The sequence below is a fragment of the Kangsaoukella pontilimi genome, assembly GCF_009830125.1.
Lineage (GTDB): Bacteria > Pseudomonadota > Alphaproteobacteria > Rhodobacterales > Rhodobacteraceae > Kangsaoukella > Kangsaoukella pontilimi.
In genome coordinates this window covers 909,536-922,974 of record NZ_WUPT01000002.1, presented here as the reverse complement: position 1 = coordinate 922,974, position 13,439 = coordinate 909,536, and the positions used below count along the sequence as shown (strand labels likewise).

General features: G+C 61.2%; 14 protein-coding genes. 2 read left to right on the top strand and 12 right to left on the bottom strand.

Going from position 1 to position 13,439, the window contains the following annotated elements; all coding sequences use genetic code 11:
• The first annotated feature begins 58 nt into the window (after window positions 1-58).
• Complete coding sequence (locus GQ651_RS18960; protein ID WP_264464704.1) at window positions 59-193, top strand: hypothetical protein; 135 nt, start codon at window positions 59-61, stop codon at window positions 191-193.
• Window positions 194-216: 23 nt separating this feature from the next.
• On the opposite strand, the gene GQ651_RS14075 is transcribed toward GQ651_RS18960, so the two are convergent.
• Entirely contained in the window at window positions 217-1,257 is a 1,041-nt protein-coding gene (locus GQ651_RS14075; RefSeq protein ID WP_227258183.1) for a DUF932 domain-containing protein, read from the bottom strand.
• A gap of 674 nt (window positions 1,258-1,931) precedes the next feature.
• On the opposite strand from GQ651_RS14075, the gene GQ651_RS19120 reads away from it, so the two are divergent.
• Complete coding sequence (locus GQ651_RS19120; RefSeq protein WP_455026325.1) at window positions 1,932-3,650, top strand: recombinase family protein; 1,719 nt, start codon at window positions 1,932-1,934, stop codon at window positions 3,648-3,650.
• A gap of 332 nt (window positions 3,651-3,982) precedes the next feature.
• Here the strand turns inward: GQ651_RS19120 and GQ651_RS14065 are convergent, their stop codons facing one another.
• The 11 genes from GQ651_RS14065 to GQ651_RS14015 form a co-directional block, all read right to left on the bottom strand.
• Window positions 3,983-4,396 carry a hypothetical protein gene (locus GQ651_RS14065; protein ID WP_160764844.1) on the bottom strand — a complete coding sequence of 138 codons (414 nt, stop codon included), beginning with the start codon at window positions 4,394-4,396 and terminating at the stop codon, window positions 3,983-3,985.
• A complete protein-coding gene (locus tag GQ651_RS14060) occupies window positions 4,393-5,103 on the bottom strand; it encodes an ABC transporter ATP-binding protein (RefSeq protein ID WP_160764843.1) in 711 nt (236 codons plus the stop codon). The genes GQ651_RS14065 and GQ651_RS14060 overlap by 4 nt, the downstream gene beginning before the upstream one ends.
• Window positions 5,104-5,106: 3 nt before the next feature.
• Window positions 5,107-6,243, bottom strand: a complete 1,137-nt coding sequence (locus GQ651_RS14055; protein WP_093994227.1) for an ABC transporter permease — start codon at window positions 6,241-6,243, stop codon at window positions 5,107-5,109.
• Window positions 6,240-7,403, bottom strand: a complete 1,164-nt coding sequence (locus GQ651_RS14050) for an efflux RND transporter periplasmic adaptor subunit (RefSeq protein ID WP_160764842.1) — start codon at window positions 7,401-7,403, stop codon at window positions 6,240-6,242. The genes GQ651_RS14055 and GQ651_RS14050 overlap by 4 nt, the downstream gene beginning before the upstream one ends.
• Window positions 7,400-8,014 carry a TetR/AcrR family transcriptional regulator gene (locus GQ651_RS14045; RefSeq protein WP_072779861.1) on the bottom strand — a complete coding sequence of 205 codons (615 nt, stop codon included), beginning with the start codon at window positions 8,012-8,014 and terminating at the stop codon, window positions 7,400-7,402. Before GQ651_RS14045 ends, GQ651_RS14050 begins: the two co-directional genes overlap by 4 nt.
• A gap of 99 nt (window positions 8,015-8,113) precedes the next feature.
• Window positions 8,114-9,463: an oxygen-independent coproporphyrinogen III oxidase gene (gene hemN / locus GQ651_RS14040; protein WP_072779862.1), complete on the bottom strand. Its 1,350-nt coding sequence runs from the start codon at window positions 9,461-9,463 to the stop codon at window positions 8,114-8,116.
• A gap of 169 nt (window positions 9,464-9,632) precedes the next feature.
• Complete coding sequence (locus GQ651_RS14035) at window positions 9,633-10,151, bottom strand: DUF2478 domain-containing protein (protein ID WP_093994229.1); 519 nt, start codon at window positions 10,149-10,151, stop codon at window positions 9,633-9,635.
• A gap of 16 nt (window positions 10,152-10,167) precedes the next feature.
• Window positions 10,168-11,445, bottom strand: coding sequence for a molybdopterin molybdotransferase MoeA (locus GQ651_RS14030; protein WP_160764841.1), 1,278 nt, complete (start codon window positions 11,443-11,445; stop codon window positions 10,168-10,170).
• Entirely contained in the window at window positions 11,442-12,059 is a 618-nt protein-coding gene (locus GQ651_RS14025; protein WP_108887230.1) for a carbonic anhydrase, read from the bottom strand. The genes GQ651_RS14030 and GQ651_RS14025 overlap by 4 nt, the downstream gene beginning before the upstream one ends.
• Window positions 12,049-12,537 (bottom strand): hemerythrin domain-containing protein, encoded by a 489-nt coding sequence (locus GQ651_RS14020; protein WP_160764840.1) that lies wholly within the window; start codon window positions 12,535-12,537, stop codon window positions 12,049-12,051. Before GQ651_RS14020 ends, GQ651_RS14025 begins: the two co-directional genes overlap by 11 nt.
• A gap of 100 nt (window positions 12,538-12,637) precedes the next feature.
• Window positions 12,638-13,435: a peptidylprolyl isomerase gene (locus GQ651_RS14015; protein ID WP_072779867.1), complete on the bottom strand. Its 798-nt coding sequence runs from the start codon at window positions 13,433-13,435 to the stop codon at window positions 12,638-12,640.
• Window positions 13,436-13,439: the final 4 nt, after the last annotated feature.

Sequence of the window (13,439 nt, the reverse complement as noted above, 5' to 3'; positions counted from 1 at the left end):
TGAAGGACTTGAACACGGATCAATTCGTTAAGCAAATCCAGAACTAGGAGAAACTCAAATGACCAAAGGTGACAAACGACGTGGCAACCGTGAAGCGAAGAAGCCTAAAAAGGTGAAGGAAAAGGTCGTTGCAACAGCCGACTTCACGAAGGGCAAAACCTTAACCAATCTAGGCGAGCACAAGAAGAAATAGGTAGAGGGCCAAGTGATTGGCTATCACCGAATACGGAGCCTGATGGCGGCGGGAGACGACGCGCATAACACTTTGGCAGAGCTTCCGCTGCGCAAGGCTGCCCCTATGAGACGGGAAGCACCGGAGATTTCTTTCATTCGCGGAGGCCCGGACGCTTGCCACCTGAGCGCAGGCGCGGCCTCATGCGCGAAGCGAGAGGCAGCGTATTTCGAGTGCCGGATCGTGATCTCCTGGAAGTCCTCGACGCCCCAGAGGTTGCGGTTCTGGCAGACCGCGCGCAGGTAGAAGCTGGCGATGCCGAGCGTCTTGGCGCCCACCTCCGAATTCCAGCAATAGAACCCCCGGAAATAGAGGTCGGGCGAGCCGTCGGGCATCAGCCCCGCCTCGATCGGATTGAGGTCGTCGACGAGAAACAGGAACACGTCGCGGTCAGAGGCGTACAGCGTCGTCGTCTCCTTCGTCACGTCCACGCGCGGGTTGTAGATGCCGGTCGACCAGTCGAGCACCCCCGGCACCTTCCAACGCGTGTCGCCGGTGCCGTTGCCCGCGATGCGCTGCACGGCGGAGACAAGTTCGTGGTCGTAGATTCGCCCGTAGTCGGGGCCGGTCACGGCGCGCAGCTCCGTGCGGCCGTCGGCGACTTCCAGCGTCTTGATCTGCTCGGCCCGGTGGTTGGTCAGTCCGTATTGCAGGTTGATCCCGGCGAGCGGCGCGGGCAGTTGCCGCAGATAGGCCGCCGGCGCGCCGACGATGCTGGCGAGCTGGCCGAAGGACCAATGCGTCGGCGCGATGGGTTCATCCGCGCCCGGCAGGACAAGGCCCAGCTTTTCCGGGTCGTCGCAATGCGCCTCGACCAGGATCGCCGCGCTCTCCACCGTGCGCGTCCGGCTCCGCTCCGCCCGGCCCTTGACCGAGGCGAAAAGGTCGTCGAGCGACAGATATCGCTCGTCATCCGGCCGCACGAACCACTCCGACGACACGCGGTCCACGTTCTCGCCGCGCGACACATCCACCTTGTAGCCGCCGCTGATATCACGCCCGGCATCGATAATTTCGGTGTTCATTGGAAAACCTCCGCGACGGGCGCCGGAGGCCTCTCCTCCAGCCCTCAACCCGTCACGGCACCCCTCCCAGTCTCTTGCTCTCTCGCTTGGCCAGTGGCTGCTTACTGCGCCTTAGTGACACCTGCGTTGCGCGATTCGGGCGGCCTATGGCAGACTTCGTTCAGGCAACGGTCTTCGCGCCCTACCACAGCTTAGGGCCCCTGAATGGTGAGAATTCGCATAGAACAGCGCAGTATCTCCGGTTTCCGGGCCGCCGATTTGTGCGACGCTGTAGCAGCCATCAATGCGCCAGACTACGCGAGTATGCGCGCGCCCCACCTCCAACCCGTTATGATGCATAGGCTTTTTCCTTCGTACGCGCGCCACCCTCTGGCAGGCTGGCGACTATGGAATGGGACCAGAAAAGCAGGCCGGGGGCTGACGCCTCAAGGGACGCCCAGGACTCATCTCGGGGTGGCGGAGCGACTGAGAACAAAATCGCGCGCCTCACTCCTGCTGGTGATGACCCGCGGCTGGTCACCCTTGTTCGCTTGTTGGCGCGGCAGGCTGCGAGAGATTTCATTGAGGCGGAGAACAGGCGACATGCACGGGCTCGCCTCCACGATTAAGGGGGCCATCGCATGAAGGCAGCGCTTTGAGCTCGGTATTCATCTGACAACCAACGTGATGCGTCGATCGAGGACCAGCTGCGCATCTGCCGTGCACGCGCGGAGCGGGAAGGCTGGACGATTATCGACAGCTACACGGATCGCGCGATTTCCGGAGCGTCCTTGCTTCGGCCCGGCGTTCAGGAACTGATCTCGGATGCGCTGAAGGGGCGGTTCGACGTGATCCTCGCGGAGTCGCTGGATCGTCTCTCCCGGGACCAGGAGGACATCGCCGGGCTCTACAAGCGGATGCGCTTTGCAGGAGTGAGCATCGTGACGCTGTCCGAAGGTGAGGTCAGCGAATTGCACATTGGTCTCAAGGGAACGATGGGCGCACTCTTCCTAAAGGATCTGGCTGACAAGACCCGGCGCGGTCTTCGCGGGCGGGTCGAAAAGGGACGCTCCGGTGGTGGGCTCTGTTATGGGTATGACGTGGTTCGCACGGCCGATCCGGACGATCGGGGCGAACGGGAGATCAACCCAGCCGAAGCAAACGTCGTTCGGCGCATCTTCAGGGATTACTTGTCCGGACAATCATCGCGGACGATCGCAATGACCTTGAACCGGGAGGGCATTTCGGGACCGCAGGGCAAGGAGTGGGGGCCGTCGACGATCCACGGCAACCCGAAACGAGGGACGGGCATTCTCAACAACGAACTCTACATCGGGCGGCTGGTCTGGAACCGTCTGCGATACATGAAGGATCCTGACACCGGCAAGCGCGTCTCCCGCCCGAACCCGGAAAGTGAGTGGGTTGTCCAGGAGGTCCCGGACCTTCGGATTGTGGACCAAGATCTCTGGGACGAAGTGAAGAAAAGGCAAAAGAGCCTTTCGTTTGAGACGTCGCCGACAGGCAGCAATCCGATGAACGATAGACGGCGGCCGAAGCACCTTTTCGCCAGCCTCATAAAGTGCGGTTGCTGTGGTGGTGGGTATTCCCTGATCTCGAAAGACCTGCTTGGCTGCGCAGCGTCGCGGAACAAGGGCACATGCAATAACCGTCTGAACATCCGTCGGGATGCCTTGGAGGCGTCGATCTTGAATGGTCTTCGGAAGCATCTCATGTCGCCGGAACTCTTCAATGAATTCTGTTCCGAGTTCACGCGCGAGGTAAATCGGCTCCGGATCGAGCGCGGAGCCGACCTGGCCGGCTGGAGGAGCGAACTCGAGAAGGTTGACCGAGAGCTTGACAAGATGGTCGACGCCATTCTTCAAGGCTTCCCGCCGGCGAAACTCAAAGACAAGGCCGAGAAGCTGGAGGCGAGGAAGGCGGAGTTGACCGAGCTTCTGGACAATGCCGACGAGCCGCCGCCATTGCTGCACCCGAACATGGCACGGATGTATCAGGATCGGATCGCGAAGCTCTGCGAGAACCTGCAATCCGAGGAAGATCGAGGCGCCGCCGTCGACGTGCTTCGGTCACTGGTCGATGAAATCACCCTCGTGCCCGAGAACGGCGAACTATCCATCGTCCTGCGCGGCGACCTGGGGGCGATCCTGCGCTATGCAGCCGGAAAGCAAAACCCCGACTTCCTTTCGGAGGCCGAGGCTTTGGACAACCTGCTTTCGCAGAAATCGTTGGTTGCGGGAGGGCGCAGCAGACGATCCCGGCAAACGGGAGGCAAAAAAGCAAAAACCTCCGCGGCAGGACCGGCGGAGGCATCGCAAGTATCGTTGGTTGCGGGGGCTCGCAACTCACGATTCCTGCGGTTGGTTGAGAGCGTGGTCCCGCGGCTTGTGGCGTAGAATTGGCAAGCTTGGCGTGAATAGGTGTGGGCAACACGAATTCAGCCTTTTCGGGAGAACCGGAGCCCGGTGATACCCATGTGCACATGATCCGCACACACAAATGGCCGAAACGTCTCTGACGCCTTGGGTTTCGGCCCGATCCTCCATCGGTGAAGATAAGGTTGGAGGCTTTCAACGCATTATTGCGAACATTGCTGGCGTCGAGCTCATTTGGTGAACAGTTAGTTGGCGCCTACATATTGGCTGCGGGTACGAAGTTTATGTTAAAGATATTGACGTTATGCCAGATACGCGTGGCATGACACCTGCACGGAGTGCATCAACCAAATTCACTCCGCAGTTTGTTGATTAGAAAAAGTGCTCCTGCGGCTCACCATAGCTATGGCAACCCATACGACCAGGCGTAGGGTCATTGCGCCCATCGTTCGCATCTCGAAGGCTTCGCCGGACAAGATGCGGAAACCAAAAAACAAGAACACAACCGCGATAGAAATCGCCAGGAGGATCGAAAGTGAGGCCGCCCAGCGACGCCGCGTCGCGATCCCGACCCCCGCCAGCACATAGGCAAATCCTGACAGGAAATTGAACCACAGGACAAACCAGACGACGTTCCCCGCGGCTGCCCGCGCCGTGTCATCCCCGAACAGCACGCGACCACCTGACAGGATCGTCAGGAGGCCGAACAGAATGGCTACGCCGGTAGCCGTTCGTATTGGCCAGCTCTTGTATGCACGGTTCTTCACGTCGCTTCCTCTCCTTGAACTTCCAGAACCCCATCGCGCAGATGAAACAAACGGTCGAAGCGGTCGTAGATCTTTTCGTCATGGGTGACGGCGACAATGCAGGCATCCTGTTCGGCAGCCAGTTTGCGCAGAAGATCCATCACGATCCCCGCGCGTTTGCTGTCCAGCGCCGCCGTAGGCTCGTCCGCAAGGATGATGCGCGGACTGTTCGCGAGCGCGCGCGCGATGGCCACGCGTTGCGCTTCACCTCCGGACAGGAGTGCCGGCATGGTGTCCTTTCGATGGCCTACTTCAAGATAATCGAGCAACTCCACAGCCTGCGCTTGAGCCTCCGCAGACGACCGACCTGCCAGCGTCAACACCAAGGCGACGTTGTCGCGCGCGTTGAGAAACGGAAGCAGGTTATGGAACTGAAAGATGAAGCCGATCTTGTCGAGCCGTAGGCGGCGCAGATCGCCGCGCAGGGCGCGGTTGTCATAGACCAGTTCGCCGTCCAGCGTCACCCGGCCTACGGTCGGCGCGATGATGCAGCCGATGACGTTGAGCAGTGTGGTCTTGCCCGACCCCGACGGGCCCAGCAGGGCCACGACCTCGCCACGGCGTACGGTCAGGCCAATGTCGCGCAGCGCATCGACGCGCGCCTCGCCCTCGCCAAAATGCTTGGAGACGCCGGCGATCTCGATCAGGGGCTGGCGCGCGTCATCCATTGTTCAGCCTCCGATCGCTGTTGCCGGATCGACCTTCAGCGCTGCGCGGACACCAAGCCCGCTGGCGACGATACAAACCACGATGATAATCCCGCCGAGTGCCGCCGCATTCACCGGCTCCAGCACGACGCGGCGGGGGAAGTAGTCCTTGACCAGCAGGATCAGGATCAGGCCGAAACTCCAGCCAACCATACCCAGGGCTAGCGATTGTTGCACGATCAGGCTGACGATGGTGCGATCGGGCGCGCCGATCAGCTTCAAGGTGGCAATCTGTTTGAGTTTTTCCATCGTCATCGTGTAGATGATCAGCGCGATCACCACGGCCGAGACCGTCAGCAGAATACCGAGGAACAGGCCGATCTGCCGCTTGGCGCGGTCCACGACCGACCCGATCAGGATCGCCTCCTGCTCTGCCTGCGTCAGCGCGCCGAGGTGCTTCCACTGACGAACAGTGGTGGCGACACCCTGCGGATCGGCCGCGGGTTCGAGCCGGGCGATGACCGCCGCAACGGTGTCGGCGCTTTCCAGCAGGCCGGCACCCCGCGCGGTCTGGACTCGCTGGGCTGGCGGGGCAAGTTGCGATTGCAGGGTTTGCGCATCGACGAGTGTGATGAACGCGGCAGGGTCGCCGCCCGAATTCATCGTATCCTCGACGAGGCCAACGACAGCAAAGCTGTTGCGGCCGAGGCGGATGCGGTCGCCGACCACAAGCCCGGTCTGCCGGTCGGCCACTAGTTCGAAATGGGTCTGCGTGATACCGCGCCCCTCGGCAATTGCCTGCGGCCCGCCGGGGCGCCCTGGCTCATAGCCGATGACATACAGGCGCAGTGTGTCGCCCGCATGGCGCGCCTCGACGGTCTGGTAGGTGATGCTGCCCGCTTCTGCCACGCCATGCAGCCGGGCGACGGCATCACGCGTGCTGCCGGGGATCTTTGAGGCCTCCGCAAATGGGCCTTGCGTGCCCGATTCCACCACCCAAAGATCGGCTTGCGGTGCCTTCACGATATTTAATGCGTCGGCGACCAGACCATTGTAGATCCCGATCATCGCCAGCACGACCGCCATCAGCAGACTGAGGCCAAGACAGGTCAGCACAAATCGAAACAGGTTGTGACGCACATCGCGGTAGGCGAGGTTCATGATGCCCTTCCCCCCAAGACACGCGCCATCCGCCCTTCGGACAGGCCTTTCGCGGGAGCCGAGACCACCTGGTCACCCTCGGCCAGTCCGCTCACGATCTCCAGCCGTGCGTCTTCCGTGCGGTGGCCGAACACCGCAGAAACCTCGGTCAGTTTCTCGTCCCGCACCACCCAGACGCGGCCCTGGTGCCCATCGAAACCGCTGACGGCAATCTCGGGCACAAGGAAGGCTTCGGTCAGAAGAGCGACGGTGATCCTGACTTCGGCCTGTTCTCCCAGATAGACTTGCGGCGGACAGCGGTCGCAGGCGATCCAGACGCGCCGCTCCTCGTTGACGCGATCACTCTCGATACCGATCCGCGCCACCGTGCCGCTAAAGACCTCGTGTGGCAGCGACCGCAGCCGAACTTCTGCCGACTGGCCCAAGGCAATGGCACCGGCACGCGCTTCGTCGACATAAGCCAGTGTCCAAACGGTTGTGGGGTCCATCAGCGAGAAAATCGGCTCGCCCGCACGCACGACCGTGCCCGCCTCGACATGTCGATCAACGACAATCGCGTCGAAGGGTGCCCTCAGAACATGATGATCGAGGAGCGCTTGCTCGTAGCGCAATGCAGCTTCGGCATCGGCACGTTGTGCCAGCGCGACCGCGATATCGCTTTCGGCCACGGCAAGCTCCGCGGCCGCGACGTCCACGTCGCGCTGCGCTTCCTCCGCTCTTTGCGCAGAGATCGTGTTGCGGACGGCCAAGGCTTGTTGACGGGTATTGGTCGCCTCACGCTGTGCAAGAACGGCACGTGCACGCACGACGTTCGCGCGGGTTCGTCCAAGTGTCGCGTCCGCCGCTTCGGCGGATGCGGCGGCACGTGCCACCCGGGCCTCCTGTTCGGCGGCGTGCAGTCGCGCCAGTATCTGACCCCGCGCAACGGCATCGCCATTATCGACCTCCAGACCGGTCAAGGCGGCGCCAACCTCGAACCCGATCCGGGAAACGATGCGCGCCTCCACCGTGCCAAGTCCGTAGATCCGGACCGGAACATCCCGATCGATGGTGACCACCTGCACCGCGATGGGGCGTTCGGTCAGAAAGAACCAACCGGCCATGACGATCAATGCGATGACTGCAATGGCAACGAGGCTTCGGCGTGTTCTGCGTTTCATGAGCTTGGCTCCCCGTCTGGGGCGCCCCGAAACAGGCGCATCTGCGCGTCGAGAAGTCGCTCGCCCTCTGTCGCAAGCGGGAACGAGCGGTCGCCGAGTGACCAACGCAGCGCCATCCCCTGAATCAGCGAAATCAACAGGACCGCGGCATCTTCCGGGACAAGATCGGAGCGAACGCGCCCCGTATCACGGGCGCGGGTGAGCTCTGCCTGCAGCAGTCCCTGAAACCGCGTCATCAGTACGCGGAAACTCTGCCGCAGATCGCTGTTTTCGGTTTGCAATTCGTGTGAATGCAGGATCGCGGGGATCGCGGGATTGGCTTCGATCTGGCGAAATTGAACGAGAACGAGCGCGACCAGCTGTCGATCCGGCTCACGCTCTTTCGCCAGTGCTCCCTGCCATGCGTTTGTCATCCTTTCAGTGATGACCTCTGCCACCGCCTGCCAAAGGGCCTGTTTCGTCGGGAAATGTCGGAAGATCGCGGGTTGGGTCAGCCCAACGGCATCCGCGACTGCCTGGGTCGTAAGCCGGTCCGGCCCAAGCTCATCAGCCAACCTCAGGGCGGTTGCAACGATCTCTGCCTTGCGATCATCGGCGGATTTGCGCGGCATTTCCGTTGTCCTAGTTAGTTATCTATTACTAACTAATATCTCTCCTTTCGTTCTTCAAGTGCCGTTCTGCGGCCCCCCGCCCGGAGGACCTGACGTTCATCAGACCGCCACTGCATGCCGCGCGATATTGGTCGCAAGATAGGCATCAAAGACTGCTGCAACCACTCGCACAACCGGCGCGCCTTCCTTGGTCATAGAGATCCGGCCAGCACGGCGCGCAATCAGTCCGTCCGCTTCGAGCGTGGCCAACTCCTGCTCATGGATGTGATACCAATTCTGCGAGACACCGGCCCGCAGGGCCGCCGCATCAAGATCAACTTCGCCGGTACACATCAGCCGGTCGATCACATGGCCCCGCAAAGTATCATCCTGGCTCAGGGCGACGCCCTTGGCGACCGGCAAAACACCGGCGTCGATGGACCGTGCCCAAGCCCCGGTTTCCGACAGGTTCTGCACATATCCCGAAGGGGTGCGACCGATGGATGTCGATCCAACCCCGAGCATGGTTTCGGCACGATCTGTGGTATAGCCTTGGAAATTGCGCCGCAGGGTGCCTGCCTTGGCGGCTTTCGCCATGGAATCGTTTGGAAGTGCGAAGTGATCCAGTCCGATGGCGACGTACCCCGCCTCGACCAGCGCGCTGGCGGCCGATTGTGATTGTCGAAGCCGTTCTGCGCTCCCCGGCAGCGCGGTTTCATCGATCAGTCGCTGTTTCTTGGCCATCCAAGGCACATGTGCATAGCCGAAGAGCGCAATCCGGTCCGGGCGCATGTCGATGCAGAGGCGGATCGTTTCCAGCAGCGTGGCGACAGTCTGGTGCGGCAGGCCGTAGATCAAATCGAAGTTGATGCCCGCCACCCCTGCCCGGCGCAACTCTTCGACCGAATGGCGCACCATTTCGGGTGGCTGGACGCGATTAATGGCTTTCTGAACCTTCGGATCGAATTCCTGCACGCCGAAACTCGCGCGGGTGAAGCCCAACTGTCCGATCCGCCGGATCATTTCATCCGTGAGCGTGCGCGGATCGCTCTCGATGGCAAGTTCGGCGTCAGCGGTGATGTCGAAATTGTCCCGGACGCTCTGCATCGCGCGCTCCAGATCATCCGGCACCAGCGCCGTCGGTGTCCCCCCACCCCAATGCAGATGAGAAATCGACATGCGGTCCGGCAATTGTTTGGCCAGAAGACGGATTTCCTGGTTGAGCGTCTGCGCGTATTGCGCGACAGGCGCATCTTTTCGGGCCAACTTCATGTTGCACCCGCAATACCAGCAAAGCTCGCGGCAATAGGGAACGTGCAAATAGAGAGATACGGGTTCCTTTGGAGAGAGCGAGGAGAGCCAGTTGGCGTAATCCGCTGGCCTTACCGCCTTGGAGAAGTGCGGGGCAGTCGGATAACTCGTGTAGCGCGGTACATTGCGGCTCATGTAGGTTTTCAGCGTGTCCGTCATTGATGTTCCGATCTGCTCCGATCATGCCCCGACTTGATTCCGGGAAAAAATGTCGCGCGATTGTTGCCTGTCTTCCAAAAGCCATTTCAATCAGCTCATGTTCTGATCATTCTCACCGACAACCCTTGATCCGTCCTTGACCGAGATCACAGATGCGGCGTGAAAGGTCTCAGGCCACATCCCGTTCCTTGTTCAACACAGTTTGTAGCCAACGGACCAAGTCCTCCAGGGAAGGCTCGAGCTCTGTTGCTTCAGGGCCCACGAAGTCTTGAAAGGCCTCCAAGTTTAATGCGTTGACCCCAACAAGAACGGGCATATCGCGCGCAATGGCCTCTGCGATCACCGAACGGAACCCCCGACCATCGGCCTCGTGCTTTCCGAACTTGTTCACGATCAGCAGCTCCGGGGTGGCCTCAAGCCCTGTCTCGACCAGTCCAACAGCCGTTTCGAGAGTGGCAGGGTCCAGTCGGCATCCCCTCGCCCCGGCCCCGAGGTTCTGGGAAATTCGCAACACAGGCCCGTCCGGAAGCACCTTGACATCCATGTCACACGGATGCGCGCCACAATCCGTGTTGATCTGAACCGTGCCGCATGTGCGATACCCGTCAGACGCGAGGTGTTGCGCCAAAGTGAAAAGCAACTGATCGGTATCACCGCGCCCAGGGCCCATCGTATAAGCAATCTTCATGGTCTTTCTTCCTTTATCAATCACGGAAGGGCTGGAACTCGACCAGCGCACCTTCCGGCAGAACTTCAACTTCCGACGGAATCAAAATGACGCCATCTGCTGCGGGAAGCCGCGCCACGCGGCCGGAATGGGTGGTCTTGTCAAAGCGGACGATCTCGCGGCCTGTGCTGTCGAAACCTGAGATTTCCGCGAGCCGCACTTCGCATCGCCCGTAGCTGTGGCGCAACTCCTGTGACAGCACCACATGACGGCGGTCGGGCGATGACGCGCTGTTCCCGGCAAGGGACTGGCAAAGCACCGTTCCGAAAAGCTGCCAGGTGACGAATGCGGAGAGCGGATTGCCTGGCAGCCCCAGCCAATGCGCCTGTCCCAAACGACCGTACGAGACCGGCTTGCCGGGTTTTATCGCAACGCCGCTGAACACCATATCCAGACCAAGATCACTCAAGGCGGGTTTGACATGATCTTCCTCACCCACCGATATCCCGCCGGTGGTGACGATCAGGTCGACCTCGTCGGCAAGCGCGCTGAGCTGCTGCCGCAGAGCTGCGCGATTGTCCCGAAACCCCAGGACATCGACCAATTCGATCTCCGGAGCAGGGATCAGAGCGCTTAGCATCGGCGTATTCACATCCCAGATGCCGCCAGAGCTCAATGTCCGGCCGGGGGAATTCACTTCATCACCGGTGACAACAAGCGCAACCCGAAGCCGACGGCGCACGCAAACGGTTGCCCGCCCTGCTGCCGCGCAGGCTGCGATATCACGCCCCGTCAGGGTGCGGCCCGCAGGGACAACCATGTCGCCCGCCGCCATGTCCTCGCCCTTGCGCCGGACATGCGCGCCTGCCAGAATCTCATGCGAAACGATAATGGTGTTTTCTGTGCGTCGGACGTTTTCCTGCATCACGACCGCATCCGCACCATCGGGCATCAGAGCGCCTGTAAAGATCTGTGCTGCCGCGCCCATCGGCAGCGGTTCCGAGCCGCGCTGCCCTGCCGGAATGCGGGTGACAACGGGAAGCCGCCACGGTCCCGGCCCGACCAGGCAGGCCGTGTTCAGCGCAAACCCGTCCATCGCGGCATTGTCAAACGGGGGTGCGGCCGCGATTGCAGCAATAGGTTCGGCCAGAGTTCGTCCACGCGCCCCGGCAAGCGCCACCTCTTCGGACTCCCGAACGTGTCCCGCGTTCCGCAAAATCTGCGCAACCGCTTCATCGATTGATATCAAATCCCCCGGATGATCAGCAGAGCCGCATCCGCACCCCTGCTCTTCGATCCTCGTGAGAACAGTCATTTTGCAGCCTCCTGTTGGAAATGCCCCGGGCCCACAGTGCTGTCGAGATCGCGCAACCGCCCGTCCTTCAGGCCATAGATGAGCCCGTGAATGCGGATGTTGGCTTTTGCGCGCCAAGCTCTCTGCATGATCGGCGTTTCCGCAACACGCCGAACCCCTTCGATGACGTTGAATTCGGCCAGCCTGTCTTGCTTTGCTTCCGCGCAATCCTCCCGCGCGAGGTCCACGGCGTAGGCGCGGGCCAGGCGGCGGATCGGCTCCAACCAATGGTCGGCCAGGCCATGCGGTAGGTCCTCCGTGGCGGCCTTCACGCCGCCGCAGCCATAATGGCCACAGACAATGATCTCGCGAACACGCAACGCATCGACGGCAAACTCAAGCGCCGAAAGCATGTTCATGTCGCTCGAGTGGATCACATTGGCCACATTGCGATGGACAAACACTTCGCCGGGATCCAGCCCGGCGACGACATTGGCAGGCACTCTGCTGTCAGAGCAGCCGATCCAGAAGAACTCGGGCGATTGCTGTTGTGCCAGCCTCGGGAAGTAACCCGGCTCCTCGGCATTGATCGTGTCAGACCACCGGGCATTCCGCTCCAGAAGATCAGCCAGCATGTTCCGCTCCTTGTTCGGTTGCCTGTCCACGGCGCTCCAACATATGCGCGCGCATCTTTTCGAGATCTGCTTTGGTCAGCCGCGCGCGGGCTAGCGGAAGGAGGATGGCATTCTCGAGGATCAGATGGCGCCGCGCATGCGTGGCGAAGTCCGACATCTTGGCGCAGTCCGTATCGGACAACGGCTTTTTGCGATCCGCTTGGGCCACGATCAACGCGGCAATGGCCGGGGAATCGCCAATCGCATGGCGGTGATCGGCTTGCAGACGCGTGATCATCTTGTCAATTTCCTCGTCCGGATCGCATCGTTCCAGCATCAAGGGAAAGAGGTCACTCTCCTCGTCCGCAAGATGCTTTGGCAAATCGTCGATCAGGAATGTGCGCATCATTGCGATGTCTTCGTGATCGACCGGTTCTCCCTCCACCATGCGATCGATCAGGGTGCAGACTTCCCGCTCACGCAGGTGGTCTTCGGCCATGAAATCCAATGGATTCTCTAGCGTCACAAGGCGATGTGTTGCGCTGCGTGCCGTGTTCAGACGTCTGTCTCGATCTCGCGCCATCGGTCCTTCCTCCCGTTCAGACCTGCTTCAAATCCGCCCCTTCGATATCTGCGGATTGGACCAACTGGTCGACGAACCGCCGCGCTTCGCGCGCCCATGCGGCCTTTTCGAGCGCCTCCGCAATCCTGGCACGCACCGCAGCCAAGGGGAGAACTTGTCCCAAGGCCAGAGCGTCCATGCGAATGATGTGGTACCCGTGCCGTGTCAGGACCGGTTCGGATGTGACCTCCCCCTCAGCCAGAGTGCGCAGTGCGGCCTCGAATTCCGGAACTGTATCTCCCGGACCCAATTGGCCTAAAGCTCCGCCCGAGGATTTCGACCCACAGTCACTTTCGCGGGCGGCCAGGGCGGCAAATGCTTTCGGATCGTTTGACGCGATGTCCAACAGTTTTTTGGCGCGGTTCAACGCACGGTCTCGGGCTTCCGCGTCTCTTGGATCACAGGCAATGAGAATATGTGACACCTCCCAAAGTGGCGGGGACCGAAAGCGCGAGGGATCCTTGCTCCACTCGGCCTCGATTGCAGCGTCATCGGGGGCTCCGACATCGATGGCCTCTTCGAGGAGGCCCCGTATCCGGGCCTCCTCGTCGGTCTCGAAACGGCCCGGCCCCACCTCCTGCGGGTCAGCGGCAATGCCGCGTGATCGGGCTTCCTGCAGAAGCAGCGTTCGGATCGCAACTGCGTTGGCCGCTTTCCGCCAGGCAATTCCGGGCTTGCCCTTTGGGGCGTCCTGGTTCTGCGTTTCTGCGGCGACGAGCGTGTGCGGCACATGCTCGCCGTTCACGATCAGATCGGGAAACATTGCTGCATTCATGATC

What these genes read in the sequence shown, in the direction of transcription:
- GQ651_RS18960 (WP_264464704.1), top strand. Translation starts at nt 59, where the DNA reads ATGACCAAAGGTGACAAACGACGTGGCAACCGTGAAGCGAAGAAGCCT.
- GQ651_RS14075 (WP_227258183.1), bottom strand. Translation starts at nt 1,257, where the DNA reads ATGAACACCGAAATTATCGATGCCGGGCGTGATATCAGCGGCGGCTAC.
- GQ651_RS14060 (WP_160764843.1), bottom strand. Translation starts at nt 5,103, where the DNA reads ATGGATGACGCGCGCCAGCCCCTGATCGAGATCGCCGGCGTCTCCAAG.
- GQ651_RS14055 (WP_093994227.1), bottom strand. Translation starts at nt 6,243, where the DNA reads ATGAACCTCGCCTACCGCGATGTGCGTCACAACCTGTTTCGATTTGTG.
- GQ651_RS14050 (WP_160764842.1), bottom strand. Translation starts at nt 7,403, where the DNA reads ATGAAACGCAGAACACGCCGAAGCCTCGTTGCCATTGCAGTCATCGCA.
- GQ651_RS14045 (WP_072779861.1), bottom strand. Translation starts at nt 8,014, where the DNA reads ATGCCGCGCAAATCCGCCGATGATCGCAAGGCAGAGATCGTTGCAACC.
- hemN (WP_072779862.1), bottom strand. Translation starts at nt 9,463, where the DNA reads ATGACGGACACGCTGAAAACCTACATGAGCCGCAATGTACCGCGCTAC.
- GQ651_RS14035 (WP_093994229.1), bottom strand. Translation starts at nt 10,151, where the DNA reads ATGAAGATTGCTTATACGATGGGCCCTGGGCGCGGTGATACCGATCAG.
- GQ651_RS14030 (WP_160764841.1), bottom strand. Translation starts at nt 11,445, where the DNA reads ATGACTGTTCTCACGAGGATCGAAGAGCAGGGGTGCGGATGCGGCTCT.
- GQ651_RS14025 (WP_108887230.1), bottom strand. Translation starts at nt 12,059, where the DNA reads ATGCTGGCTGATCTTCTGGAGCGGAATGCCCGGTGGTCTGACACGATC.
- GQ651_RS14020 (WP_160764840.1), bottom strand. Translation starts at nt 12,537, where the DNA reads ATGGCCGAAGACCACCTGCGTGAGCGGGAAGTCTGCACCCTGATCGAT.
- GQ651_RS14015 (WP_072779867.1), bottom strand. Translation starts at nt 13,435, where the DNA reads ATGAATGCAGCAATGTTTCCCGATCTGATCGTGAACGGCGAGCATGTG.